Annotated in this window: 24 protein-coding genes; 8 read left to right on the top strand and 16 right to left on the bottom strand. The window is 60.9% G+C overall.

All coding sequences use genetic code 11. From position 1 onward, the window contains the following. Positions 1-60: 60 nt before the first annotated feature. On the bottom strand, positions 61-1359 hold the full coding sequence (gene argA / locus JOE39_RS20860; protein WP_003437488.1) for an amino-acid N-acetyltransferase: 1299 nt from the start codon (positions 1357-1359) through the stop codon (positions 61-63). Positions 1360-1499: 140 nt separating this feature from the next. After that, complete coding sequence (gene argE / locus JOE39_RS20855) at positions 1500-2648, bottom strand: acetylornithine deacetylase (RefSeq protein WP_003392538.1); 1149 nt, start codon at positions 2646-2648, stop codon at positions 1500-1502. Between the two features lie 163 nt (positions 2649-2811). On the opposite strand from argE, the gene JOE39_RS20850 reads away from it, so the two are divergent. Next, a complete protein-coding gene (locus JOE39_RS20850; protein WP_003392540.1) occupies positions 2812-4179 on the top strand; it encodes a CYTH domain-containing protein in 1368 nt (455 codons plus the stop codon). Between the two features lie 660 nt (positions 4180-4839). Here JOE39_RS20850 and JOE39_RS20845 read toward each other — a convergent pair. Beyond that, entirely contained in the window at positions 4840-5310 is a 471-nt protein-coding gene (locus JOE39_RS20845; RefSeq protein ID WP_003305413.1) for an Lrp/AsnC family transcriptional regulator, read from the bottom strand. A 125-nt stretch (positions 5311-5435) separates the two neighbouring features. Between JOE39_RS20845 and JOE39_RS20840 the strand changes: the two genes are divergently transcribed. The 3 genes from JOE39_RS20840 to JOE39_RS20830 all read left to right on the top strand — a co-directional run bounded on the left by JOE39_RS20840 (position 5436) and on the right by JOE39_RS20830 (position 8140). Continuing rightward, complete coding sequence (locus tag JOE39_RS20840; protein WP_003392544.1) at positions 5436-5783, top strand: hypothetical protein; 348 nt, start codon at positions 5436-5438, stop codon at positions 5781-5783. A gap of 110 nt (positions 5784-5893) precedes the next feature. Further along, positions 5894-7678 carry a GspE/PulE family protein gene (locus tag JOE39_RS20835; RefSeq protein WP_003347463.1) on the top strand — a complete coding sequence of 595 codons (1785 nt, stop codon included), beginning with the start codon at positions 5894-5896 and terminating at the stop codon, positions 7676-7678. A gap of 141 nt (positions 7679-7819) precedes the next feature. Next, positions 7820-8140, top strand: a complete 321-nt coding sequence (locus tag JOE39_RS20830; RefSeq protein WP_002551535.1) for a DUF2388 domain-containing protein — start codon at positions 7820-7822, stop codon at positions 8138-8140. A gap of 69 nt (positions 8141-8209) precedes the next feature. Here the strand turns inward: JOE39_RS20830 and gcvH are convergent, their stop codons facing one another. The 5 genes from gcvH to JOE39_RS20805 all read right to left on the bottom strand — a co-directional run bounded on the left by gcvH (position 8210) and on the right by JOE39_RS20805 (position 13582). Continuing rightward, positions 8210-8596: a glycine cleavage system protein GcvH gene (gene gcvH / locus JOE39_RS20825; protein WP_003392547.1), complete on the bottom strand. Its 387-nt coding sequence runs from the start codon at positions 8594-8596 to the stop codon at positions 8210-8212. A 44-nt stretch (positions 8597-8640) separates the two neighbouring features. Then, positions 8641-9723, bottom strand: coding sequence for a glycine cleavage system aminomethyltransferase GcvT (gene gcvT / locus JOE39_RS20820; RefSeq protein WP_017278613.1), 1083 nt, complete (start codon positions 9721-9723; stop codon positions 8641-8643). 154 nt (positions 9724-9877) lie between these two features. Next, entirely contained in the window at positions 9878-11494 is a 1617-nt protein-coding gene (locus JOE39_RS20815; RefSeq protein WP_003392553.1) for an iron ABC transporter permease, read from the bottom strand. Between the two features lie 259 nt (positions 11495-11753). Continuing rightward, positions 11754-12755, bottom strand: a complete 1002-nt coding sequence (locus tag JOE39_RS20810; RefSeq protein WP_003392555.1) for an extracellular solute-binding protein — start codon at positions 12753-12755, stop codon at positions 11754-11756. Between the two features lie 116 nt (positions 12756-12871). After that, the gene (locus tag JOE39_RS20805) at positions 12872-13582 is read right to left on the bottom strand and encodes a Crp/Fnr family transcriptional regulator (RefSeq protein WP_057445051.1); all 711 of its coding nucleotides are present in this window, start codon (positions 13580-13582) and stop codon (positions 12872-12874) included. Positions 13583-13663: 81 nt separating this feature from the next. On the opposite strand from JOE39_RS20805, the gene JOE39_RS20800 reads away from it, so the two are divergent. Then, entirely contained in the window at positions 13664-14188 is a 525-nt protein-coding gene (locus tag JOE39_RS20800; RefSeq protein ID WP_003392558.1) for an Mpo1-like protein, read from the top strand. A 54-nt stretch (positions 14189-14242) separates the two neighbouring features. Here the strand turns inward: JOE39_RS20800 and JOE39_RS20795 are convergent, their stop codons facing one another. From JOE39_RS20795 to dadA, 6 genes are all read right to left on the bottom strand, one after another. After that, on the bottom strand, positions 14243-16174 hold the full coding sequence (locus JOE39_RS20795) for an acetyl-CoA hydrolase/transferase C-terminal domain-containing protein (protein WP_003392560.1): 1932 nt from the start codon (positions 16172-16174) through the stop codon (positions 14243-14245). A 302-nt stretch (positions 16175-16476) separates the two neighbouring features. Further along, positions 16477-16800: a c-type cytochrome gene (locus tag JOE39_RS20790; protein WP_003392562.1), complete on the bottom strand. Its 324-nt coding sequence runs from the start codon at positions 16798-16800 to the stop codon at positions 16477-16479. A gap of 25 nt (positions 16801-16825) precedes the next feature. Then, positions 16826-17374: a cupin domain-containing protein gene (locus tag JOE39_RS20785; RefSeq protein WP_003314015.1), complete on the bottom strand. Its 549-nt coding sequence runs from the start codon at positions 17372-17374 to the stop codon at positions 16826-16828. 125 nt (positions 17375-17499) lie between these two features. Beyond that, entirely contained in the window at positions 17500-18573 is a 1074-nt protein-coding gene (alr, locus tag JOE39_RS20780; protein ID WP_057445053.1) for an alanine racemase, read from the bottom strand. A 73-nt stretch (positions 18574-18646) separates the two neighbouring features. Continuing rightward, a complete protein-coding gene (locus tag JOE39_RS20775; protein ID WP_003392569.1) occupies positions 18647-19000 on the bottom strand; it encodes a RidA family protein in 354 nt (117 codons plus the stop codon). Further along, positions 18972-20273, bottom strand: coding sequence for a D-amino acid dehydrogenase (dadA, locus tag JOE39_RS20770; RefSeq protein WP_003392572.1), 1302 nt, complete (start codon positions 20271-20273; stop codon positions 18972-18974). The genes JOE39_RS20775 and dadA overlap by 29 nt, the downstream gene beginning before the upstream one ends. A 157-nt stretch (positions 20274-20430) precedes the next feature. Here dadA and dadR point away from each other — a divergent pair, with 157 nt between their 5' ends. Next, positions 20431-20919 carry a transcriptional regulator DadR gene (dadR, locus tag JOE39_RS20765; RefSeq protein ID WP_003425946.1) on the top strand — a complete coding sequence of 163 codons (489 nt, stop codon included), beginning with the start codon at positions 20431-20433 and terminating at the stop codon, positions 20917-20919. Positions 20920-20926: 7 nt separating this feature from the next. Here dadR and JOE39_RS20760 read toward each other — a convergent pair whose 3' ends face one another. Beyond that, positions 20927-21280 carry a YkgJ family cysteine cluster protein gene (locus JOE39_RS20760; RefSeq protein ID WP_003314010.1) on the bottom strand — a complete coding sequence of 118 codons (354 nt, stop codon included), beginning with the start codon at positions 21278-21280 and terminating at the stop codon, positions 20927-20929. A 105-nt stretch (positions 21281-21385) separates the two neighbouring features. Here JOE39_RS20760 and JOE39_RS20755 point away from each other — a divergent pair, with 105 nt between their 5' ends. Continuing rightward, on the top strand, positions 21386-22699 hold the full coding sequence (locus JOE39_RS20755; protein ID WP_003392577.1) for an FAD-binding oxidoreductase: 1314 nt from the start codon (positions 21386-21388) through the stop codon (positions 22697-22699). 4 nt (positions 22700-22703) lie between these two features. Here the strand turns inward: JOE39_RS20755 and JOE39_RS20750 are convergent, their stop codons facing one another. Continuing rightward, entirely contained in the window at positions 22704-22955 is a 252-nt protein-coding gene (locus JOE39_RS20750; RefSeq protein ID WP_057445055.1) for a DUF1127 domain-containing protein, read from the bottom strand. Positions 22956-23131: 176 nt separating this feature from the next. Between JOE39_RS20750 and JOE39_RS20745 the strand changes: the two genes are divergently transcribed. After that, positions 23132-24553 carry a PLP-dependent aminotransferase family protein gene (locus JOE39_RS20745; RefSeq protein WP_024692047.1) on the top strand — a complete coding sequence of 474 codons (1422 nt, stop codon included), beginning with the start codon at positions 23132-23134 and terminating at the stop codon, positions 24551-24553. Positions 24554-24561: the final 8 nt, after the last annotated feature.

Here is a 24561-nt window from a genome sequence, read left to right as displayed (position 1 = left end):
ATCGTACCCATGCTCCAGCGTGGGCACGCAGTTCTGGACGCTCTGCGTCCGCCCCCAGGCTTATATCGCCTTTTCGAAGATCTTCGAATTACGCTGGTAGTTGTACAGTGAGGCGCGGGCGCTTGGCAGGCGGTCGACGCTGCTGGGTTCGAAACCGCGTTCGCGGAACCAGTGTGCGGTGCGGGTGGTGAGGACGAACAGGGTCTTGATACCCAAGGCCCGGGCGCGGTGTTCAATACGCTCCAGCAACTCGTCGCCACGGCCACCATGCCGGTATTCCGGATTGACGGCCAGACACGCCAGCTCGCCCGACTCCGAATCGGCAATCGGATACAGCGCAGCACAGGCGATGATCAGCCCTTCGCGCTCGACCACGCTGAACTGGGTAATCTCGCGCTCCAGCACTTCGCGGGAGCGGCGTACCAGGATGCCCTGCTCTTCCAGCGGCGTGATCAGGTCCATCAAACCGCCGACGTCCTCGATGGCCGCTTCGCGCACCTGTTCGAACTGCTCCTGCGCGACCAGCGTGCCGCCGCCGTCACGGGTAAACAGTTCGGTCAGCAGCGCGCCGTTCTCGGCATAACTGACGATATGGCTGCGCGCCACGCCGCCACGGCAAGCCTCGGCCGCAGCGTCCAGCAGTTCCGCTTGATAGTTGGCACCCAGGCGCTGCAAGTGCGCGGGCACCTGCTGAGGACGCAGTTCGCGCACCAGCCGGCCCTGCTCGTCCAGCAAGCCGGTTTCGGCGCCGAACAGCAGCAGTTTGTCGGCGGCCAGATCGATGGCTGCGCGAGTAGCGACGTCTTCGCAGGCCAGATTGAAAATCTCGCCCGTCGGTGAATAACCCAATGGCGACAGCAGCACGATATGGCGCTCGTCCAGCAGGCGATTGATACCCTTGCGGTCGACCCGGCGCACTTCGCCGGTGTGCTGATAATCGACACCCTCAAGCACCCCGATAGGCCGTGCGGTGACGACGTTGCCGCTGGTCACTCGTAACCGCGAGCCCTGCATGGGCGAGGCGGCCATGTCCATCGATAGACGCGCCTCGATCGAAATGCGCAGTTGACCCACGGCATCGATCACGCACTCCAGCGTTTCGGTATCGGTGATCCGCAGGTCACGGTGGTAACGCGGCGTAATCCCGCGCTGGGCCAGACGGCTTTCAATCTGCGGACGGGAACCGTGAACCAGCACCAGACGCACGCCCAGGCTGTGCAGCAGGACCAGGTCGTGGACGATATTGCCGAAATTGGGGTGCGCAACGCCGTCGCCGGGCAGCATGACGACGAAGGTGCAATCGCGGTGAGCATTGATGTACGGAGACGCGTGGCGAAGCCAATTGACGTATTCGGGCATGACAACAAGAGCCTGTAGAAAAAATGGACGAAGAAAAGAAGCACGCACAACGGTGTGGTGGTTATCGTCGGAACAGGCTTGGCAGCACGCGCAGTCTCCTTTTGCTCAAGATACTTTGATTAATACGGGTTATGCCTGACTCACTGGGGCGTCAGGCAGTAATGTTCGATCAATTGACGTAACAGACGCACTGTAGGGTCAAGACGTGACATTTCGAGGTATTCCCCCGGCTGATGCGCACAGGCGATGTCGCCCGGGCCAAGCACCAGTGTCTCGCAGCCGAGGCGCTGAAGATAAGGCGCTTCGGTGCCGAATGCTACTGCTGCGGCCGTATGACCGGTCAGGCGTTCAGCGACACGCACGAGTTCAGCGTCAGCGACCTGCTCGAACGGCGCGCATTCGGGGAACAATGGCGCGTAGTCGATCCGTACCTGATGCAGCTCGGCCAGCGGCTGCAGCTTCTGCCGAATGGCCGAGCGCAGCATCTCCGGGTCCATGCCCGGCAGCGGGCGCAGGTCGAATTCCAGCGAGCACTGGCCACAAATCCGGTTCGGGTTGTCGCCGCCATGAATACAGCCCAGGTTCAGCGTCGGCTGCGGCACCGTGAATTGCGGGTTGCGGTACTTCGCCTGCCACTGCGTGCGCAGGCCCTTGAGTTCGCTGATGGCGTCGTGCATGGCTTCGAGTGCGCTGTGCCCAAGGCTCGGGTCGGAGGAATGGCCGCTGCGCCCGAGAATATCGATGCGCTCCATCATCACGCCCTTGTGCAGGCGGATCGGCTTGAGCCCGGTCGGCTCGCCAATCACTGCCGCACGACCCAGCGGGCGGCCGGCGTCGGCCAGCGCGCGGGCACCGGCCATCGAGCTTTCCTCGTCGCAGGTGGCGAGGATCAGCAGCGGCTGCTTGAACGGCTGATCAACAAGGCCACGCACCGCTTCGATAACCAGCGCAAAGAAGCCCTTCATGTCGCAACTGCCCAGCCCGACCCAGCGGCCATCCACCTCGGTCAGCTTCAAGGGGTCGGTCTTCCACAGTGCCTCATCGAACGGCACGGTATCGCTGTGCCCCGCCAGTACCAGACCGCCTGGGCCTGTTCCGTAGGTCGCCAGCAGATTGAACTTGCCGGGCGACACTTGCTGGATGTCGCAGGCAAATCCCAGATCGCCCAGCCATCCGGCCAGCAGATCGATGACGGGACGGTTGCTCTGGTCCAAGGAAGGCTGAGTGCAGCTCACCGAGGGTACGGCGATCAGCGCGGCGAACTGGTCTTTCATGGACGGCAACGGCATGGACGCTTCCTGTAATCGAGACGGAACACAGCCCATCATAGGGCCATAGCAACCCAGGAATAAACCGTTTCGGGCCATGTCCTGTACACTGACGGCCTCAGCAGCCGTTCAATCATGGGCTGCGCTCCCGTTTATCCGTATCAGCGTTTGGATTCCCCCGGCCATGCAAAAAGAAACTGAAATCAAACTCCGCGTCAGCCGCGAGACCCTCGCTGCACTGCGTGAACACCCGTTGCTCAAGAAGCGCAACAAGAGTGGCTGGGAGCGCCTTGAACTGTCGAACCAGTATTTCGATACCCCCGAAGGTGAGCTGGCGCAGGCCAAAGTCGCCCTGCGTATCCGCCGCGACGGCGATCAGATCATCCAGACCATGAAGACTCGCGGGCAAAGCGTGGCCGGTCTGTCCGAGCGCAATGAGTACAACTGGGACCTGAGCAAGGCCAAGCTGGACCTGAAAAAGCTCGAAGGCGATTGCTGGCCCGAGCAGCTGGCCGATCTGGACAAGAAAACCATCAAGCCGCTGTTCACCACCGATTTCGTGCGTGAGAAAGCCGAGATTGCCTGGGGCCGTGGCAAGGCCAAAGTGGTGATCGAAGCCGCACTGGACTTGGGCCAGGTGGTGGCGGGCAAGCAGAAGGAAGAAATCTGCGAGCTGGAGCTCGAGCTGCGTGAAGGCGAACCTGCCGCGCTGCTGGAACTGGCTGCCGAGCTGGCTGCAACGCTGCCGCTGATGCCGTGTGATATCAGCAAGGCCGAGCGCGGCTACCGTCTGCTCGATGCCAGCAGCTACTCGCTGAGCCTGCAGGCGCCCGCCCTGACTGCCGAAACGCCGCTGGACGACGCTTATTCCGCGCTGGCCTGGCATCTGCTGGGCAGCAGCCAGCGTCTGGCCGAGCAATACCGTTTCAACGGCCACTGGCGTCTGCTGCAGGACTGGGTCGAGATGCTCGCCGAACTGCGGGCTCTGACCAGCAGCCTCGGCCAGGCCGCGCCGCGCACCTCGACCGCACAACTGCGTACTGCGCTGGACGCCTTGCTGGAAGACTGGCGACCGCTGGTTCAGGCCGGGCAGGAAGATGCCGATGTCCGTGGTGCCGCACACGAGCAATTCCTGGAAGAATTGCAGGACACGCGCTGGGGCGAGTTCTCGCTGAATACCTCACGCTGGTTGCTTTCCCGCAGCTGGACCGCCGAACGCAACACCCGCGGCAATCGTCAGGGCGCCGCGCTGTTGAGCAGCTGGCTGCCACGCCTGCTGGGCGAAGAAGCCACGTCCCTGCAACTGAGCCGTTATCAGCAGCAGCCGGAAGACCTGGCCGAGCAACTTCCCCGCATCGAGCGCATCCAGTCCTGGCTGCACTGGGCACGCGGCGCGCTGGACCTGCCGGAACTGGATCGCCTGTATGGCGAACTGCGCAAACTGGAAGAACTGGCGCATCTGGACATCAGCGACGAAGTCCTCGATGCCCGCGTACAACAGGCAATCACCGTCTTCCAGAGCCGCGCCTGGAAAACCCTGCTGCGCTTGTAAGGCTGGATCAGAAGGCCGTAGAAGTGGACCAAGCGACGCTTCGTTTGTCCGCGAACTGCCTGAAACGTTTTAGGGCCGCTTCGCAGCCCATCGCGGACAAGTCCGCTCCTACGCCCTCCGGGCAGAAGCACTGCTGCATGCCAGATCATTCAGCGTCATACGCAAGTCCGCTTTTGATTCTGCCCGAAGGGCGTGGGAGCAGACCGGGCGACGCTGCGCTTGTACATGATCTCCCGTTTTTTGTAGGAGCGGACAAGTCCGCTCCTACGCCCTCCGGGCAGAAGCACTGCTGCAGGCCAGATCATTCAGCGTCATACGCAAGTCCGCTTTTGATTCTGCCCGAGGGGCGTGGGAGCAGACCGGGCGACGCTGCGCTTGTACATGATCTCCCGTTTTTTGTAGGAGCGGACTTGTCCGCTCCTACGCCCTCCGGGCAGAAGCACTGCTGCAGTGCCAGATCATTCAGCGTCATACGCAAGTCCGCTTTTGATTCTGCCCGAAGGGCGTGGGAGCAGACCGGGCGACGCTGCGCTTGTACATGATCTCCCGTTTTTTGTAGGAGCGGACTTGTCCGCGAACTGCCGGGAACCGGCAGCAAAACCAGTCACCTCGGTGCACGAGGCACAACCGAGGCGGGCGCAACTCCGGGCACCAGCCCCGTCAGCGCAGCAGCGGCAGGCTGGTGGTGGATTTGATCTCCGAGAGGGCCACTGTCGAGTTCACTTCCTGGATGCCGGGTACCAGCGACAGTTTTTCGAAGAAGAACCGCTCGTACGCCTCGATATCCGGCGTCACGATGCGCAGCAGAAAATCCACCGACCCCATCAGCACATAGCACTCCAGCACCTCCGGGAAGCCACGAATCGCGTCGGTGAACTCGGTGAAGTTGGAGCGCCCGTGGGCGTTGAGTTTTACCTCGGCGAATATCTGCGTATTCAGACCGATTTTCTTGCGGTCCAGCAACGCCACCTGACGGCGAATCACCCCTTCATCCTTGAGCCGCTGAATGCGGCGCCAGCAGGGTGATTGCGACAGACCGACCTGCTCGGCAATCTGCGCACTGGAAAGCGAAGCGTCTTCCTGCAGCAGCGCCAGAATCCTGCGATCGTAACTGTCCAGTTCGATTTGCATAATTAATTTTCCGAAATAGCCTGCAGCGCATTAACAAGTCTTATAAAGACTAATCCACCCAATGATGGACCAGAAATTTCTTTTCACGCATGCAAAGATTTCCAGCATCCTTGTGGAGTATCAGCATGCCCAATCTCGAAGCCGTCACCCTCCCTTCGCAACGTCCAGATAGCTGGTCGTCCAGCAATGCACAGTGCTGCGCACGCTACCTTATCTGCGCCGAAGCCGAGCCTGCCTTGCTCTGTCAGGTGTTGAACCTGTTTGCCATGCAGTATCTGATTCCCGACCAATTGAGTGCTGTGCAACAAGAGAGCCTGCTGCTCATCGACCTTCAGGTTTGCGGATTGAGCTGGCATCGAGCACAGGTGATTGGCGAAAAAATGCGCAACCTGATCGACGTCTGCTCAGTGGAAGTCGAGCAGGTCGACGTCCAGAATACTGCGCAATCCCGTGTCGCCCTGGCGACGGGCTGAATCAATTCGCCTGCTCCGGCAATTCCCGGTCGCATAGAACCAATAACGCTGTCACGCTTGGCGTCTACTCTTGTTCATCGTCCAATGACGAATTGCCTCAAGGAGCGCACATGGCAGCCCTGGCCCCCTCTTCACAGGATCGCTGGCTTGATCTGAATGACGTGCTGCGTGATCTGGTTGCCGAAGGCTATCTCGGCCAGGACGACGCGGAAACGGCACTCACCCAACGTCGCAGTGCGGTGAACATCCAGCTGCATCCCCTCGAGTTTCTCGCTTCGCTGCAGTTTGACGACCTCAAGCGACCGGGCAAGAAGCTGGACGTGGAAACCCTGACCGCCTGGCTGGCCAAAACCTGTGGCCAGCCTTACATGCGTATCGACCCGCTGAAGATCAACGTCGCGGCGGTCACGCCACTGATGTCCTACGCCTTTGCCCAGCGCCACAAGATTCTGGCCGTGGCGGTCGATCGCGAATCGGTGACCATCGCCAGCGCGCAGCCTTATGTGCGCTCATGGGAAGCCGACCTGGCGCACGTGCTCAAGCTGCAGATCAAACGTGTGGTCGCCAACCCGGCAGACATCCAGCGCATGGCGATGGAGTTTTTCAGGCTGGCCAAGTCGGTCAGCGGTGCCAGCGCCTCTGAGCAAAAAATGAGCAACATGGGCAACTTCGAACAGTTGCTCAAGCTCGGTGCCAGCGATCAGGAGCCTGACGCCAACGACGCGCACATCGTCAATATCGTCGACTGGCTGTTCCAGTACGCCTTCCAGCAACGCGCCAGTGATATTCACATCGAGCCGCGCCGCGAACAGGGCACCGTGCGCTTTCGCATCGACGGGGTGCTGCACAACGTTTACCAGTTTCCGGCGCAGGTGATCATGGCGATTGTCAGCCGCCTGAAAAGCCTGGGCCGGATGAACGTCGCCGAAAAACGCAAACCACAGGACGGGCGGGTCAAGACCACCACGCCGGAGAATCGCGAAGTGGAGTTGCGCCTGTCGACCCTGCCGACCGCGTTTGGCGAAAAAATGGTCATGCGGATCTTCGACCCCGAGGTATTGCTCAAGGACTTCGACCAGTTGGGCTTTTCCAGTGACGACCTGCGGCGCTGGCAGGAAATGACCCGCCAGCCCAACGGCATCATTCTGGTCACCGGCCCGACCGGTTCGGGCAAGACCACCACGCTGTACACCACCCTCAAGAAACTGGCGACCTCCGAGGTCAACCTGTGCACCATCGAAGACCCCATCGAGATGGTCGAACCGGCCTTCAACCAGATGCAGGTTCAACACAACATCGACCTGAGCTTTGCCGCCGGCGTGCGCGCACTGATGCGACAGGACCCGGATATCATCATGATCGGCGAGATTCGCGACCTGGAGACGGCCGAAATGGCGATTCAGGCGGCACTCACCGGTCACCTGGTGCTGTCGACGCTGCACACCAACGATGCGCCCAGCGCCATCAGCCGGATGCTCGAACTGGGCGTGCCGCACTACCTGCTCAAGGCGACCATCCTCGGCGTCATGGCCCAGCGTCTGGTGCGCACCCTTTGCCCACACTGCAAGGCGCCCATCAACCTCAACGAGACCGACTGGCAAACCCTGACGCGCCCCTGGCAGGCACCGGTGCCACCCGGCGCGCATCAGGCGGTCGGCTGCGTGGAGTGTCGCGATACCGGCTACCGGGGTCGGGCGGGTGTCTACGAGATCATGGTCATGTCCGACAACATCAAGGCATTGATCTCGGCGGACCTGGACCTGACCGCCATGCGTCGTCAGGCCTTCAAGGAAGGGACGCGCAGCCTGCGTCTGTCCGGCGCGCAGAAAGTCTCGGCGGGCCTGACTACACTTGAGGAAGTGCTGCGGGTAACACCGCAAAGCGAACAACGCTGATCAAGGTTGAAAGCGTTGTTCCAGAAGGCCGCGCAGCATGGCGAGCCAGCTAAAGTGAACTATGCGGTACACCTTGATTGAACTAGTTCGTGGCTTTGGCTATCCAACCCCTCAGAACAACCACAGCTGGAGTAATTCATCATGCGTCTCAAGTTCGCTGTCGCCACCGTCGCCTTGCTTTCCATCCCAATGGGTTCAGCGATGGCTGACACCTTCTGGCGTAATGTGCTGTCTTCCGGTGCAACCACCGGCTCGACTTACCTGACCTTCAAGGATCACAAACTGATCGTTGCCGCCCAGGACGACGCAGGCAGCTTCGTCGCCAGCGACGGTGGCATCCGCGGTCCGTTCCTGGAAGCGGCCATCGAGCAGGTACGCAAAGACAATCCAGGCCTGAAAGCCACCGACATGGAACTGGCCAACGCGATCCTGGATAAAAACCTGGTCGCTGAAAACCAGTAAGTCTTGCCGATTAGCTTCGCGCATAAAAAATGCCGCTCCATGAGCGGCATTTTTGTGAGCGGTAATCGGTTATTCGCCGATAGCGCTCTTGTACCCGGCTGGATCCAGCAGCTTGGCCAGATCGCCTTCGGCGTCGCTTGGCTTGAGCTTGAAGATCCAGGCGCTGTACGGCTCGCTGTTAAGCGACTCGGGCGAATCGCCCAGCGCTGTGTTGACTTTGATCACCTCACCCGCAACCGGCGAGTAGATATCCGAAGCGGCCTTGACCGACTCGACAACACCGGCGGTGTCACCGGCAGCGAACACCTTGCCGACTTCCGGCAGTTCGACGAAGACCACATCGCCCAGTGCTTCCTGTGCATGGTCCGAGATGCCGACAGTCACGGTGCCGTCTGACTCCAGACGTGCCCATTCATGACTTTCGGCGAAACGCAGCTCGGCGGGAATATTGCTCATTTAGTCATCCTCAACATCGGGTCAGCGGAAAACCCGCCATTAGGTTAGATCAAGGTTTTGCCATGGCGCACGAACGCAGGCTGCACCACCCGCACCGGGTACCATTTGCCGCGGATTTCCACCTCGGCCCGGTCAGCGGTCGCCATCGGAACGCGAGCCAGTGCAATGGATTTGCTCAACGTAGGAGAGAAACTACCACTGGTGATCTCTCCTTCGCCAATTTCTGCGACACGTACCACCTGATGCGCCCGTAAAACGCCGCGCTCTTCGAGCACCAATCCGACGAGTTTGAAGGCGGTTCCTTCAGCACGTTCGCTCTCCAGCGCCTTGCGACCGATAAAATCACGGTCGGCAGGCTCCCAGGCGATGCTCCAGGCCATATTCGAGGCCAAGGGCGAAACATGTTCACCGATGTCCTGGCCATACAGGTTCATGCCGGCCTCGAGGCGCAGCGTGTCGCGAGCGCCCAGGCCGATCGGGGAAATACCCGCGCCGACCAATTCATTGAAAAAGCTTTGGGCCTCTTCGGCAGGCAGCATGATCTCCAGGCCGTCCTCACCGGTATAGCCGGTGCGCGCGATAAACCAGTCACCGTCATCAAGCCCTTCGAACGGCTTGAGCTGGTGGATCAGCTCGGCGCGGGCGCTTGAAACCAGCTCGGCAATACGGGTTCTGGCCTTGGGGCCTTGAATGGCAAGCATTGCCATTTCACTGCGCTCGACCAGTTGCACGTCGAAGTCGTCCAGTTGCGCCTGCATCCAGGCCAGGTCCTTGACGCCGGTCGCCGCATTGACGACCAGCCGATAACCTTCCGGCGTGAGGTAGACGATCATGTCATCGATCACCCCGCCGCTCTCGTCCAGCATGGCGCTGTACAAGGCACGACCAGGGGTTTTGAGCTTGTCTACATCGTTGGCCAGCAGACGGCGCAGCCAGACTCGGGCCTGAACGCCGAGCACATCGATCACGTTCATGTGAGAGACATCGAAGACCCCACAGTCGCGACGCACCTGATGGTGTTCCTCGACCTGCGATCCGTAATGCAACGGCATGTCCCAGCCACCAAAATCGACCATTTTCGCGCCAAGGGCGAGGTGCAGGTCGAACAGGGGGGTACGCTGTCCCATGGGTTTCTCCTTCCGGGCGTGGCGAAGGTGCGGGCAGACGAGATCGGCAAGCCCCCCAATAAACCGGAGTTTGCAGCACGTAACAGCTGACCGAATTATCTGACAGACCGCACCAATTGCGGCGCATTGTAGCCGCAAGGTGAGGCCCCCGCACCTAGCCAATCTGACGGGCAGAGCGACGAATCAGCCCAATGACAGGTAATAATCCTACAAGCACCAGCGACAAAGCTGGCAACGCAGCCCGTGCCCACTCGCCCTCGCTGGTCATTTCGAAGATGCGTACCGCCAGCGTATCCCAGCCAAACGGACGCATGAGCAGGGTTGCCGGCATTTCCTTGAGCACATCGACGAACACCAGCAGCGCCGCGCTCAGCGCCCCTGGCACCAGCAACGGCAGATACACGTTGAGAAACAACTTTGGCCCGCTGACCCCCAGGCTGCGCGCGGCTTCAGGCAATGACGGGCGGATACGCGACAGGCTGTGTTCCAGCGGACCGAAGGCGACGGCGATGAAGCGCACCAGATACGCCAGCAGCAAGGCCGAGAGGCTACCGAGCAGCAAAGGCTTGCCTGCGCCGCCCAACCAGCCGGACAGCGGAATGACCAGTTCGCGGTCCAGGTAACTGAACGCCAGCATGAATGAAACCGCCAGTACCGAGCCTGGCAATGCGTAGCCCAGGTTGGCCAAGCTGACGCCGGAGCGGATCGCAGGCGTGGGCGCCATACGTCGGGCAAACGCCAGAATCAGCGCCACACTGACGGTGATCAACGCCGCCATGCCGCCCAGATAGAGCGTGTGCAGAATCAGCCCGGTGTAGCGCTCATCCAGATCGAAGCGGCCACGCTGCCAGACCCAGACGATCAATTGCAGCATCGGCACCACGAAAGCACAGAGAAACACCAGCCCACACCAGAAGCTTGCGGCCAATGCCTTGATGCCGCGTAACCGGTAAAGCGCAGCGCCACGCGGACGCTCGTTGGCCGGTCGGCTTGCACCCCGGGCGCGGCGTTCGCCGTACAGCAGCACCAGCACGGCCAACAGCAGCAGGCTGGCCAGTTGCGCGGCGCTGGACAGGCTGAAGAAGCCGTACCAGGTCTTGTAGATGGCAGTGGTGAACGTGTCGAAGTTGAACACCGACACCGCGCCAAAGTCGGCCAGGGTCTCCATCAGCGCCAGCGCCACCCCCGCGCCGATGGCCGGACGCGCCATTGGCAGCGCCACGCGCCAGAACGCTTGCAGGGGCGTGTTGCCCAGCACTCGCGCAGCTTCCATCAGGCCCTTGCCCTGCGCCAGAAACGCCGTGCGCGCCAACAGGTAGACGTAGGGGTAGAAAACCAACACCAGGACGATGATCACCCCACCGGTGGAACGCACCCGAGGCAGACGCAGACCGGAGCCGAACCATTCGCGCATCAGGGTCTGCACCGGGCCGGAAAAATCCAACAGCCCGACAAACACGAACGCCAGCACATAGGCGGGGATCGCGAAAGGCAGCATCAGCGCCCAGTCCAGCCAGCGGCGACCGGGGAATTCACACAGGCTGGTGAGCCACGCCAGGCTTACCCCCAGCAGCGTCACGCCCACGCCGACACCCAGCACCAGGATCAGCGTATTGCCCAGCAGACGCGTCATCTGGGTTTCGAGCAGGTGCGACCATATCTGCTGGTCAACCGTCTCCCACGACAGCAGCAGAACGCTCAGCGGCAGCACGACCAGCGCAGCGATGGCAAAGACCAGGGGGTACCAGCGGCGTTGCACAGGATGGGCCAAGGAGGTTCTCGAAATGAGGGGGGTCAAGAGGGGTGCACAGGCCTGCTTCTGATTCTGGCTGAAAGCCGTAGGAGCGGACTTGTCCGCGAAAAGGCCGGTACATTCTCAGAAAATGCTCTATCTGAACTGACGGCTTCGCGGACAAGTCCGCTCCTACGCCCTGCGGGCAGAAGCCTGAAAGCCACGCTTTTCGGGCTATTCAAGATTTGTGCAATGAGCGCGAAGCGTATCAACGAGAGTCAGGCACTTGGGTATTAAATCAATTCCAGCCCGCGCGATCCATCATGCGTATCGCTTCTGCCTGACGCTTGCCTGCCACTTCGACCGGGAGGGTGTCGGCCTTGAACTGCCCCCAGCTCGCCACTTCTTCTGAAGGCGCCACCTTCGGATTGGCCGGGAACTCCTGATTGACGCTGGAGAAAATCTTCTGCGCCTCGGGGCCGGTCATCCACTCGACCAGCGCCTTGGCCGCTTCGGGGTGCGGGGCGTACTTGGTCAGACCGATACCCGACAGGTTGACGTGCACACCGCGATCAGCCTGGTTCGGCCAGAACAGCTTCACCGCCAGATCGGGTTTTTCCTTATGCAGGCGACCGTAGTAATAGGAATTGACGATGCCCACGTCGCATTGCCCGGCATTGATCGCCTCAAGCACCGCGATGTCATCGGAGAACACGTCGGTGGACAGGTTGTTGACCCAGCCCTTGAGGATTTTTTCCGACGCTTCGGCGCCGTGGGTTTCGATCAGCGTAGCGGTCAGCGACTGGTTGTAGACCTTCTTCGCGGTACGCAGGCACAAGCGGCCTTCCCAGTTCTTGTCGGCCAGCGCCTCGTAGGTGCTCAGCTCGGCAGGCTTCACCCGGTCGGTGGAGTAGGCGATGGTGCGCGCGCGAAGGCTCAGACCGGTCCAGCCGTGGGTCGACGAGCGATACTGCGGCGGAATGTTGGCTTCGATCACAGGCGAGGTGAACGGCTGCAGGATACCCATCTGCTCGGCCTGCCAGAGGTTGCCCGCATCGACCGTCAGCAACAGGTCGGCGGTGGCATTCTGGCCCTCGGCCTTGATGCGCTGCATCAGCGGCGCTTCCTTGTCGGTGATGAATTTGATCTTCACCCCGGTACTGGCCGTGTACGCATCGAATACCGGCTTGATCAGCTCGTCGATTCTGGACGAATACACCACCACTTCATCGGCAGCCTGAGCGGTGCTGCCCAGTAAAGTCAGTGTCAGAGCAGCCAGAAGACGCTTGCTTGCCTGCATCGGGGTATCTCGCGTTCGCAAATGAGGCGAAATGGTAGTGAATCCCATTTGCTATCTCAATCGAAGCGACAACGGAGCCGTTACCGGATGTTTCCAGGCTCGATGATGATCGCTGATCAGCACACAGCCCTGGCTCTGGAAAAGTTCGCCACCCTGCGCAGCTTGTCCACATCGAACACTTCCAGGTGCCCTTCTCCCAAGCGTACGATCCTGCGCTCATGCAGGTCCTGGAGCACTTCCAGCAAGGCCGGCGAGGCAAGCGCGAGACGCTCCGCCGCCTGAATGTCATCCAGCGCAATCAGGCGTCGTGCCTGGCTCAACGGGCCATACCCCTCGCTAAGCAGCAACAGGCGCCAGGCAACTCGCGCACGCGGCGGCAGGCTACGCATTTTCTCGGGGTTCGGCAGTGGCAAGCCGACCTTCTGGCTGAGCAGCGCGGCAAACCAGCGCCAGTACTCGGGGTGCCTGTCGAGCAGCCGGGCCAGGAATGGCTGGGGGATGTGCAGGAAAATGCTCTGTTCCAGCGAACAGACTTCGAAACGGCGCGGCAGCCCGTCAAACAGCGAGACTTCGCCAAACCAGCACGGCGCGCTCGTCGATTCCACGTGCGTCAGCAGCCGCTGCTCGTGGGTGCCGCCGATCCGCACGCTGCCCTCCAGCAGCACATAAACACCGCACGGCAGATCGCCCTTGTCGAACAGCCGCTGGCCGGGCGTCTTGCGTCGCTGGCGGGCAGCGTCCAGCAGGCTATCCTGCAGATTGGCAGGCAGATGGGAAAACCAGTAATCGGATAGCAATCGTGACCGCCACGACACTCCATTTGTCATTTTTGCTCCCTTCTCTTTCAGCCATGCATGTTGTACAAGAAATCAGGCTCAAGCCGGCCATCGTCTCAGGCAGGAATAATAATGAAAACCCTTGTCGATCATCTCAGCCAATACGCGGCTTATCACCGTGATTCACGCAATATCGTGACGCACTTCGTGGGTATTCCACTGATCGTGCTGGCCGTGGCGGTGCTCCTCTCGCGACCGGGCTGGCATATAAGCGGATTGTGGCTTTCACCGGCGGCGCTGCTGGCCTTGGGTTCGACGATTTTTTACCTGCGACTCGACCGCGCCTTGGGCATCGTCATGGCGGCCTTACTGGCGCTGTGTCTCTGGGCCGGGGCCAACCTTGCGCAGCAGGCAACCATGGTCTGGCTGAGTGCGGGCGTCGGGCTCTTTGTGGCTGGCTGGATCATCCAGTTCGTCGGCCATTACTACGAGGGGCGCAAACCGGCCTTTATTGATGACCTGACCGGGCTGATCATCGGCCCGTTGTTTGTGGTCGCGGAGCTGGCGTTCCTGATGGGCCAGCGCAAGGATCTGCAGCACGCCATCGAAGAGCGCGCCGGCCCGGTCGGGCGTGCGACCCGCAAGGCGACGACCTAGGCGCCTGACACCGGGCACCGATCGTCGCCAACGGCAACGATCAGTGCCCGCCTCTTAGCCGGCAAGCCCGGTGCTGTTCTGCAATCCGGCCAGCAACAGCCGCTGATACAACTCTTCGCGCAAGCCCTGCGGCGCGTCGAGCTGCATGCGCTGCAAGTGCGCGAGGAAGGCTTCGGGGTCCGGAGCGTCGAGGGTCGCTTTGCCCAGCTCGAGGATTTCAGTGAGCTTGAGCTTGCTCTTCAGCCAGTTCAAGGCTCTCAGCAGGTCGCGCTCCTCGGCGGTAAAGTCGCAACCCAGCGGGTACTCGGTAAACAGTGACGGGTAGCGTGATGCGGTGTCCTTGAGGCGCTCGGGCGTGTTGTCGGTGAAGCGCGGATCGAGACGGAAGTCCTTGGGCAGCTTGCCAGCCTTTTGCGCCTGCTCGATCAGGCCCGATTGAAACCGCGAGTCCGTGATATTCAGAATTCGCTCGATCACCGTCGCGTCGGTCTGCCCGCGCAGATCGGCGATGCCGTATTCGGTCACGACAATGTCGCGCAAGTGTCGGGGGATGGTGGTGTGGCCGTACTGCCAGACGATGTTGGAGCTGACCTCGCCGCCCGACTCACGCCAGCTGCGCAGCATCAGGATCGAACGGGCGCCTTCCAGTGCATGGGCCTGCGCCACGAAGTTGTACTGACCGCCCACGCCACTGAGCACCCGGCCGTCTTCCAGCTGATCAGCCACTGCCGCGCCCATCAGGGTGACGGTAAACGCACTGTTGATGAAGCGCGCATCGCGGCGTTGCAGGCGCTTGAGTTCTTCCTGGCCGTAAAGCTCGTTGATGTAGCTGATGGCGGTCATGTTGAACTGCGCCAGCCGCTCGGCGGGCAACTCGCGCAGCCGCGCGTAGAAACTCTGCGGGCCGAGGAAAAAGCCGCCGTGCACGACCACGCCACCAGGATGGGCATCCTCATCCAGCGTGCCCATGTTGGCCAGCCGTTGCAGCTCTGCATCGGCATACACCTTGCGCCGCACGATGCCGGCATCGGCGAGTACCAGCAGGCCGTTGACGAACATTTCGCTGCAACCGTAAAGGCCGCTGGCGAACGGCTGAACGCCGCCCTCCCGATCTATCAGGGTCTGCCAGTTACTCATGTTCAACTCGGCCAGCAGGCCCCGCCAGGTTTCGTTATCGGCCTGGCGGGCCAGCAATGCGCCGGTCAGTGCATCGCCCATCGAGCCAATGCCGATCTGTAACGTGCCGCCGTCACGTACCAGCGTGCTGGCGTGCAGGCCGATCAGGTGGTCCTGATAGCCCACCGGCATATTGGGGGTGGAAAACAGCGTACTGCGCTCGTCTTCGTCGATCAGCACATCGAAGGCGTCGACATCCAGCTCCGAGTCGCCCGGCATGTAAGGCAGGTCGGCGTGCACCTGGCCGAGCATCAGAATGGTCTCCCCGGCAGCCCGACGCTTGGCGATCATGGGCAACAGGTCGAGGGTCACGTCAGGGTTGCAGCTCAGGCTCAACGTGCCTGGACGCTGCTCGTCACGTGCCACCAGTTGCGCGACCAGATTCAGGCCATTGGCGTTGATGTCGCGGGCGGCATGGCTGTAATTGCTGCTGACGTAGTCTTGCTGGGCTGACTGGCTATTGAGCAAACTGCCCGGCTGCATGAAAAATTGCTGCACACGGATATTGGCAGGGAGTTTGTCGCGGCGCAGTGCAGCAAGGAAATCGAGCTCCGGATAGTCAGCGAAGACGCGCTGCAGAAACGGTTCGAGAAAGCGCGCCTGCAAACCCTCCCCCGGCGTCGGCCGCCCGAGCGTCAGCGCGGTGTAGATCGTCAGCCGTCGTTCGGGCAACTCGCTGATACGCTGGTACAACGCGTTGACAAACCGGTTGGGCTTGCCCAGCCCCAGCGGCATGCCGAGGTGGATATGCTCGGGTAGCTGCGCAAGAACGTGATCGACGGCATGCTCGATGGAACAGGAATACGGCATCCCAGCTCTCCTGAATTGTTATTGGGTGCAGGTTGGACCGACGACAACGTCAAAGTGCTGCATGCTCGCCACGCAGAGCATCATCGTTATACACAATCCCTGGAACGCCCGGAACAAAAGGCTTCCAGGCTTCTGCCCAAAGGGCGTAGGAGCGAACTTTGTTCGCGAAAAGGGCGTGTACTATCGCCAAAAATGCATCGATCTAAACATCATCTTCGCGAGCAAGCGAAGCGTCGCCCGGCTCGCTCCCACAAAACGTATGCACAGCGCCGGGCGCTCAGGCACGGGAACGAGGGTGCACCTCACTTCAGCCCGGACATGCTCTGGATGGCGCTCTTCAGTTCGTCGTTTGTGCAATCGCCGCAGGTGCCTTTCGCGGGCATGATGCCGAGGCCTTTGATGGTGCTGGCCAGCAGTCCATCAAGGCCGCCTTTTTGCTGGGCGCGCTGTTCCCAGGCCGCCGTGTCACCGATCTTCGGCGCGTTGAGCAGGCCGACGCTGTGACAGGCGACGCAATGCGCCGCGATGATGTCGTCAGGGGCTCGGGCGCTATCGGCGGCTTGCACATTAAACGCCCACAACGTCAGAACGCCTGCGCTGCTCAGAATCTTCCAGGTCAGTTTCACGCGTCACTCATCGTAAGGGGACAGGTCAGAAATTGGCCGGGGTGGCCGCACTGATCAATCGTGCCGGGACATCGAACGGGTTACGAAAGCGATGCGGCCGGGTGCTTTCGAAATAATAGCTGTCACCTGCTTCGAGCACGTAGGTATCCAGCCCGACCACCAGCTCCAGCCGCCCCTCGACGAGGATGCCGGTCTCTTCACCTTCGTGAACGAGCATTTCTTCGCCGGTATCGGCACCCGGTGGGTAGGTCTCGGTGAGAAAGGCAATGGCACGGCCCTGATGCGATTTGCCGACCAGCTTCATGGTCACGGCACCGTCCGATATATCAATCAGCTCGCTGGCCTTGTACACCACTTGAGCCGCGTTTTCGGGCACGGATTCTTCCGAAAAAAATTCGACCATGGACATGGGGATGCCGCCGAGCACCTTGCGCAGCGAACTGATCGAGGGGCTGACGCTGTTTTTTTCGATCATGGAGATGGTGCTGTTGGTCACACCGGCGCGCTTGGCGAGTTCACGCTGGGACAAGCCTTTGAGCTTGCGAATCGATTGCAGTCGTTCACCCACGTCCAATGCGATATTCCCCCAGGTTTTGTCAGGTCTAGTCGGTCTGAACGCCATCATGGCAACAGCGTTCGATATTTACAACACTTCGACAGACACCTGACCCACTGCGGTTTGGAGCACAGGGAACTGAATCAGTCTTCGGAATAGATGCGCGGAACGCGACGCAGATTGCAGAAGATTTCGTAGGGGATGGTTTCTGCGCGCTGGGCGACTTCACTGGCGAGCACCTGCTTGCCCCACAGCTCGACACGGCTGCCGAGCCCGGCCTGCGGCACATCGGTGAGGTCGACGCAGAGCATGTCCATGGACACGCGTCCGAGCAGCCTGGATGGCTGGCCGTCGATCTGCACGGGCGTGCCGGTCGGCGCGTGACGCGGATAGCCGTCGGCATACCCCATCGCCACTACACCGATACGCGACGGCCGGTCACAGACAAATGTCGCGCCATAGCCCACGGGCTCACCAGCGGGCAGTTCACGCACGCTGATGATCTTCGATTCCAGGGTCATCACCGGTTGCAAGCGATCCGCCAGCGGGTGCACCTGATCAAACGGCGTGGCACCGTAGAGCATGATGCCCGGGCGCGACCAGTCGCTGGGGATCTGTGGCCAGCCCAGCACCGCCGGGGAGTTTTTCAGACTGGTTTCTGCTGCCAGCCCCTTGCGAAAGGTCTCGAATACCGCGAGCTGTTCATCACTGCAGCCGCTGTTCAGCTCATCGGCGCGGGAGAAGTGGCTCATCAGCACGATTCTCGCTACTTTGCCGGTTGCCAGCAGACGCTGATAACCCGCCTGGTACTCGTGAGGATGCAGGCCGACCCGGTGCATGCCGGTGTCGAGCTTGAGCCACACCGTTATCGGCTTGCCCAGGCGCGCCTGCTCGATAGCTTCCAGTTGCCAGGTCGCATGTACAACGGTCCACAGGTCATGCTCGACAATCAGCGCCAGCTCGTCGGCCTCGAAAAAACCTTCGAGCAGCAGGACAGGCGCACGGATACCTGCCGCACGCAGCTCTAGCGCCTCTTCGATGCAGGCCACTGCAAAACCGTCGGCCTGTGACTCCAGTGCCTGAGCGACGCGCACCGCGCCGTGACCGTAGGCATCGGCCTTGACGACGGCGAGCGCTTTGCCGCCGCTGTTTTCACGGGCCAATTGGTAGTTGTGACGCAGTGCCTGAAGATCGATAAAGGCGCGGGCTGGACGCATGATGACGTTTACTTGCCTGAAAGGATGGAAGGGGAAGATCAACCCGACGCGGGGACGCGCCGGGCAAAAAGGGTCAGGGCAGCGCGGCAACCACCGACAGTTCAACGAGGATTTCCGGCTCGCACAGCTTGGCCTCGACCGTTGCGCGTGCAGGCGCGAAACCCTTTGGCAGCCATTTGTCCCAGACGCTGTTCATGCCTGCGAAGTCGGCGTCGATGTCTTTCAGGTAAATGGTGACCGACAGGATACGCGTCTTGTCGGTGCCGGCCAGGTCGAGCAGGCGCTCGATGCTGTTCAGAACCTCTCGGGTCTGCTGCTCGACACCCGCAGTCATGTCATTGCCGACCTGGCCCGACAGATAGACGGTGCCATTGTGGACAACGACCTGACTCATGCGCTCATTGGTGAGCTGGCGCTGGATGGACATGCTGTGCATTCTCCTGAGTGTTGCCGTAACGAGAGATATCAAGGCCTTCAGCACTGATACGGGGTGTCTTGCGGGCGATGAGGTCTGCCAGCAAACGACCGGAACCACACGCCATCGTCCAGCCCAGAGTGCCATGGCCGGTATTGAGGAACAGGTTACGGAACGGTGTTGCACCCACAATCGGTGTGCCGTCGGGCGTGGTCGGACGCAACCCGGTCCAGAAATCGGCCTGGGTCAGGTCGCCGCCCTGAGGATAGAGGTCACCGACGATCATCTCCAGTGTTTCGCGTCGACGCGGATTGAGCGACAGGTCAAAACCGGCGATTTCCGCCATGCCGCCGACGCGGATCCGGTTGTCGAAACGGGTGATCGCGACTTTATAGGTTTCATCGAGAATGGTCGAAGTCGGCGCCATGTCCGGGTTGGTGATCGGCACGGTCAGCGAGTAGCCCTTCAGCGGATAGACCGGCGCCTTGATGCCCAGCGGCTTGAGCAACTGCGGCGAGTAACTGCCCAGCGCCAGCACGTAACGATCAGCGGTCTCGAGCTTGCCGTCGATCCAAACGCCATTGATGCTGTCGCCTGCGTGATCGAGGCGTTCGATGTTTTGCCCGTAGCGGAACTCGACTCCCAACGCCACGGCCATTTCCGCCAGGCGCGTGGTGAACAGCTGACAGTCACCCGTCTGGTCGTTGGGCAGGCGCAACGCGCCACTGAGGATGCCGGTCACGCCGGCCAATGCGGGCTCGACCCGGGCAATGCCTTCGCGGTCCAGCAGTTCATAGGGCACACCGGACTGCTCGAGCACGGCGATGTCCTTGGCAGCGTTATCCAATTGGGCCTGGGTACGGAACAACTGTGTGGTGCCCAGGCTGCGCCCTTCGTAGGCAATGCCGGTCTCGAGGCGCAGTTCATCCAGGCAATCGCGGCTGTATTCGGACAGGCGTACCATGCGCTCTTTATTGATGGCATAACGGCTGGCCGTGCAGTTGCGCAGCATTTGAGCCATCCACAGGTACTGATCGATATCCGCTGTTGCCTTGATCGCCAAAGGCGCGTGACGCTGCAGCAGCCATTTGAGCGCTTTGAGGGGAACACCCGGCGCAGCCCATGGCGAGGCATAGCCCGGAGAAACCTGGCCGGCATTGGCAAAACTGGTCTCCATGGCAGCAGCAGGCTGACGGTCAACGACGGTCACCTGGAAACCGGCACGCGCCAGATAATAAGCACTGGTTGTACCGATGACGCCACTACCCAGGACCAGAACGCGCATGTCGATGACCTCATCGCGGATATCCGCTGATAATTCGAAGTTTTAAGCAAGGATGTGCGCAGTATATTGAGCAATTGGCAGTGCTTCTCACTGTATAAAAGTCTATATTTAGTGTTTATTCGCGGCGATAAACGCTTTGCTAGAGGGGAAATAACCCGTGCGCACTCAACACCAGTCAAATCGTGAACTGGACAAGATAGATCGCAACATTCTGCGCATCCTACAGGCCGACGGGCGCATCTCGTTCACCGAGCTTGGCGAACGGGTCGGCCTGTCTACCACGCCCTGTACAGAGCGGGTGCGCAGGCTTGAACGCGAGGGGATCATCATGGGCTACACCGCCCGACTGAACCCGCAAAGCCTCAAGGCCAGCCTGCTGGTATTCGTGGAGATCAGCCTGGACTACAAGTCTGGCGACACCTTCGAAGAATTCCGCCGTGCCGTGCTGAAGCTTCCTCATGTGCTGGAGTGCCATCTGGTGTCAGGCGACTTTGACTATCTGGTCAAGGCGCGGATTTCCGAAATGGCGTCCTACCGCAAACTGCTGGGCGATATCCTGCTCAAACTGCCGCACGTACGTGAGTCCAAGAGCTACATCGTTATGGAGGAAGTCAAAGAGAGCCTGAGTCTGCCGATTCCCGACTGATTGCTCGCTATACCAGGACTTGCCGGGTCGAGGCCATATACTCATGAATCTGCTTTTCGACCCGTGGATGGATCAACTCGACCGGGCGACGGCCATTCGGGCAGGGCAGGCTCGCGGTGGTACCGAACAGGCGGCAGATCAGTGGGCGTTCGTCATACACTGTGCAGCCTTGCGGGCCAAGGTGTACGCAATTGAGTTCATCCAGCGCGGCGTCCTGTTCGGCGGCCGTCTTGCGCGGCAGCCGCGACATCTCTTCGGGCGACGTGGTCACCGGGCCGCAGCAGTCGTGGCAGCCAGGCACACATTCGAACGAGGGGATCTGGCGACGCAGATCTGCTATTTTTTGACGGTTGCAGCTCATTGAATCGACCATTCCTACACAATGCCGAGAGTTTGCCCCAGTTGGCAGGCTCATGACAGCGGCTTATCCTCCCGACACGCCATCCGCCGCCAACAGGACACGCTCATGAACGCCCGCGTTCAGCACCCGCCACGTCACGATCAGCACGTTGCCTCCTATTACGCCGCCAGCAGTCATGCGCAAGCGGATCATCCTGCGCTGCAAGGTGAGTTGAAGGTGGATGTGTGCGTGGTAGGCGGTGGATTCTCGGGCCTCAATACCGCCATCGAACTGGCCGAGCGCGGGTTCAGCGTTGCGCTGCTCGAAGCGCGCAAGATCGGTTGGGGGGCCAGCGGACGCAATGGCGGCCAGCTGATTCGCGGGGTCGGTCATGGTCTCGAACAGTTCGCCAATGTCATCGGCAGCGAAGGCGTGCGGCAGCTCAAGCTGCTGGGCATCGAGGCCGTCGAGATCGTGCGTCAGCGCATCGAACGGCATGCTATCGATTGCGACCTGAAGTGGGGTTATTGCGATCTGGCCAACAAACCGCGCGACCTGCACAGCCTTGCCGAAGACGCAGAAGCGTTGCGCAGCCTGGGTTATCGCCATGCACTGCAGTTGCTGCAGCCCGAAGAGATGCACAGCGTGGTGGGCTCCTCGCGCTATGTCGGCGGCCTGATCGACATGGGCTCGGGGCATTTGCATCCGTTGAACCTGGCCTTGGGAGAAGCGGCTGTGGCGCAGTCGCTCGGCGTACGGCTGTTCGAACATTCAGCGGTCACGAAAATCGACTACGGCCCGCAGGTCAGGGTGCAAACGGCTGCCGGTTCGGTGCAGGCGCAGACCCTGGTGCTGGGTTGCAACGCCTACCTCTATGACTTGAATCCGGAAATCAGCGGCAAGGTGTTGCCTGCCGGCAGCTACATCATCGCCACCGAGCCGTTGAGCGAAGCGCAGGCCCGTGAAGTGTTGCCGCAGGACATGGCGGTCTGCGATCAGCGGGTGACGGTGGATTACTACAGGCTGTCTGCCGACCGCCGCCTGCTGTTCGGCGGTGCCTGCCATTACTCGGGGCGTGACCCTCAGGACATTGCCGCGTACATGCGACCGAAGATGCTCGATGTGTTCCCGCAACTGGCCGCCGTGAAGATTGATTACCAGTGGGGCGGGATGATCGGCATCGGCGCCAATCGCCTGCCGCAGATAGGCCGGCTCAAGCAACACCCCAACGTGTTTTATGCCCAGGCCTATTCGGGCCACGGTCTGAATGCCACGCATCTGGCGGGGCGGCTGCTGGCCGAAGCCATCGCCGGGCAACACAGCGATGGTTTCGAGTTGTTCGCCAAAGTGCCGCACATGACCTTTCCCGGCGGCAAGCACTTGCGCTCGCCTCTGCTGGCATTGGGCATGCTCTGGCACCGCCTCAAAGAGCTGCGCTAAAGGCTCAGGGCCTCCAGAACGGCTTCATGGCCTCGACCCGCGCCTGGCGGAAATCCAGGCCGATGTCGCGCAACTGATCGTCGGTCAGTGTCAGCAAGGTACGGCGTGACAACCAGCGGTGGCGATACAGTGCCCAGCGCCCCATGCCTGACAACAGATCGGCCTTGTTCGAGCGGACCGTTCTGACCGCCGCTGGCCGATACTCATTCAATTCATGGCTGTGAAGCGTAAGGCGCACATCGCTGAACCCGTTCATGTCCTGTTCCCTCATCCTGGGTGGGTGTGGGGTTCATGATGAAGCGAACGGCAAAACCAATATAGATTCAAAAGTCTTTTATATTTTCCATACAGATGATTCAAAAACGCTACTGAATGCTATATTTCCGGCCAATCTGTATTGCTTTACCGCAGCCTACTTCCTGAGAGTACGCCATGACGCTTTACGTCAACCTCGCCGAACTGCTCGGCTCGCGCATTGAAAACGGCTTCTATCGCCCCGGCGACCGCCTGCCCTCGGTACGTGCATTGAGCGTCGAACATGGTGTCAGCCTGAGTACCGTGCAGCAGGCGTATCGGGTGCTGGAAGATAATGGCCTGGCCGCGCCGAAACCCAAATCCGGCTATTTCGTCTCGGCCAGCCGAAAAGCCCCTGCGCTGCCAGCGGTCGGCAGGCCTGTGCAGCGGCCTGTGGATATCTCTCAATGGGATCAAGTGCTGGACCTGATTCGCGTGGCGCCCCTTGAAGCCGTTACGCAACTGGGGCGCGGCATGCCGGATGTCACCAGCCCGACCCTGAAGCCGCTGATGCGCGCGCTGAGTCAGTTGAGTCGCCATCAGGACATGCCGGGCCTGTATTACGACAACATCTATGGCGTGCGCAGGCTGCGCGAGCAGATTGCCAGGCTGATGCTCGACTCGGGCTGCAACCTGACCGCCAATGACCTGATCGTCACCAATGGCTGTCATGAAGCCCTGTCAGCCAGTGTCCGGGCCATCTGCTCGCCGGGGGACATCGTGGCGGTGGACTCGCCAAGCTTCTTCGGCGCCATGCAGACGCTAAAGGGCGTGGGCATGAAAGCCATGGAAATCCCTACCGACCCGTTGACCGGCATCAGCCTCGAAGCGCTGGAACTGGCGCTGGAGCAATGGCCGATCAAGGTCATTCAGCTGACGCCCAACTGCAACAACCCGCTGGGTTATGTCATGCCCGAAGCACGCAAGCGGGCACTGCTGACCCTGGCGCAGCGCTTCGACGTGGCGATCATCGAGGATGATGTGTATGGCGACCTGGCCTATAACTACCCTCGCCCGCGCACCATCAAATCCTTCGACGAGGACGGTCGCGTCCTGCTGTGCAGCTCGTTCTCCAAGACATTGGCACCGGGGCTGCGGATCGGCTGGGTAGCGCCGGGCCGTTATCTGGAGCAGGTGCTGCACATGAAATACATCGGCACCGGCTCGACCGCCCCGCAGCCGCAATTGGCCATCGCCGATTTCATCGAAGGCGGCCATTACGAGCCTCACGTGCGACGCATGCGTAGCCAATACCAGCGCAGCCGAGACCAGATGATCGACTGGGTGATGCGCTACTTCCCCGAGGGCACCCGCGCCAGCCGGCCACAAGGCGGCTTCATGCTGTGGGTGGAACTGGCCGAAGGTTTCGACACCCTGCGCCTGAACCGCGCCTTGCTGGGCAAGGGTGTGCAGATCGCGGTGGGGAGTATCTTTTCGGCATCGGGCAAGTACCGTAACTGCATGCGCATGAACTTCGCGGCCAAACCCAACCGCGAAATCGAGAATGCTGTGCGTATCGTGGGCGAGACAATTGCCCTACTGAATGCGCAAACTGACTGATGCGGGCA

It is taken from the genome of Pseudomonas sp. PvP100, assembly GCF_017833055.1.
Lineage (GTDB): Bacteria > Pseudomonadota > Gammaproteobacteria > Pseudomonadales > Pseudomonadaceae > Aquipseudomonas > Aquipseudomonas syringae.
The sequence above is the reverse complement of the archived record's forward strand: the minus strand, read 5'-3'. Positions and strand labels throughout refer to the sequence as shown.

What these genes read in the sequence shown, in the direction of transcription:
- argA (WP_003437488.1), bottom strand. Translation starts at nt 1,359, where the DNA reads ATGCCCGAATACGTCAATTGGCTTCGCCACGCGTCTCCGTACATCAAT.
- argE (WP_003392538.1), bottom strand. Translation starts at nt 2,648, where the DNA reads ATGCCGTTGCCGTCCATGAAAGACCAGTTCGCCGCGCTGATCGCCGTA.
- JOE39_RS20850 (WP_003392540.1), top strand. Translation starts at nt 2,812, where the DNA reads ATGCAAAAAGAAACTGAAATCAAACTCCGCGTCAGCCGCGAGACCCTC.
- JOE39_RS20845 (WP_003305413.1), bottom strand. Translation starts at nt 5,310, where the DNA reads ATGCAAATCGAACTGGACAGTTACGATCGCAGGATTCTGGCGCTGCTG.
- JOE39_RS20840 (WP_003392544.1), top strand. Translation starts at nt 5,436, where the DNA reads ATGCCCAATCTCGAAGCCGTCACCCTCCCTTCGCAACGTCCAGATAGC.
- JOE39_RS20835 (WP_003347463.1), top strand. Translation starts at nt 5,894, where the DNA reads ATGGCAGCCCTGGCCCCCTCTTCACAGGATCGCTGGCTTGATCTGAAT.
- JOE39_RS20830 (WP_002551535.1), top strand. Translation starts at nt 7,820, where the DNA reads ATGCGTCTCAAGTTCGCTGTCGCCACCGTCGCCTTGCTTTCCATCCCA.
- gcvH (WP_003392547.1), bottom strand. Translation starts at nt 8,596, where the DNA reads ATGAGCAATATTCCCGCCGAGCTGCGTTTCGCCGAAAGTCATGAATGG.
- gcvT (WP_017278613.1), bottom strand. Translation starts at nt 9,723, where the DNA reads ATGGGACAGCGTACCCCCCTGTTCGACCTGCACCTCGCCCTTGGCGCG.
- JOE39_RS20810 (WP_003392555.1), bottom strand. Translation starts at nt 12,755, where the DNA reads ATGCAGGCAAGCAAGCGTCTTCTGGCTGCTCTGACACTGACTTTACTG.
- JOE39_RS20805 (WP_057445051.1), bottom strand. Translation starts at nt 13,582, where the DNA reads ATGACAAATGGAGTGTCGTGGCGGTCACGATTGCTATCCGATTACTGG.
- JOE39_RS20800 (WP_003392558.1), top strand. Translation starts at nt 13,664, where the DNA reads ATGAAAACCCTTGTCGATCATCTCAGCCAATACGCGGCTTATCACCGT.
- JOE39_RS20795 (WP_003392560.1), bottom strand. Translation starts at nt 16,174, where the DNA reads ATGCCGTATTCCTGTTCCATCGAGCATGCCGTCGATCACGTTCTTGCG.
- alr (WP_057445053.1), bottom strand. Translation starts at nt 18,573, where the DNA reads ATGCGTCCAGCCCGCGCCTTTATCGATCTTCAGGCACTGCGTCACAAC.
- JOE39_RS20775 (WP_003392569.1), bottom strand. Translation starts at nt 19,000, where the DNA reads ATGTCCATCCAGCGCCAGCTCACCAATGAGCGCATGAGTCAGGTCGTT.
- dadA (WP_003392572.1), bottom strand. Translation starts at nt 20,273, where the DNA reads ATGCGCGTTCTGGTCCTGGGTAGTGGCGTCATCGGTACAACCAGTGCT.
- JOE39_RS20760 (WP_003314010.1), bottom strand. Translation starts at nt 21,280, where the DNA reads ATGAGCTGCAACCGTCAAAAAATAGCAGATCTGCGTCGCCAGATCCCC.
- JOE39_RS20755 (WP_003392577.1), top strand. Translation starts at nt 21,386, where the DNA reads ATGAACGCCCGCGTTCAGCACCCGCCACGTCACGATCAGCACGTTGCC.
- JOE39_RS20750 (WP_057445055.1), bottom strand. Translation starts at nt 22,955, where the DNA reads ATGAACGGGTTCAGCGATGTGCGCCTTACGCTTCACAGCCATGAATTG.
- JOE39_RS20745 (WP_024692047.1), top strand. Translation starts at nt 23,132, where the DNA reads ATGACGCTTTACGTCAACCTCGCCGAACTGCTCGGCTCGCGCATTGAA.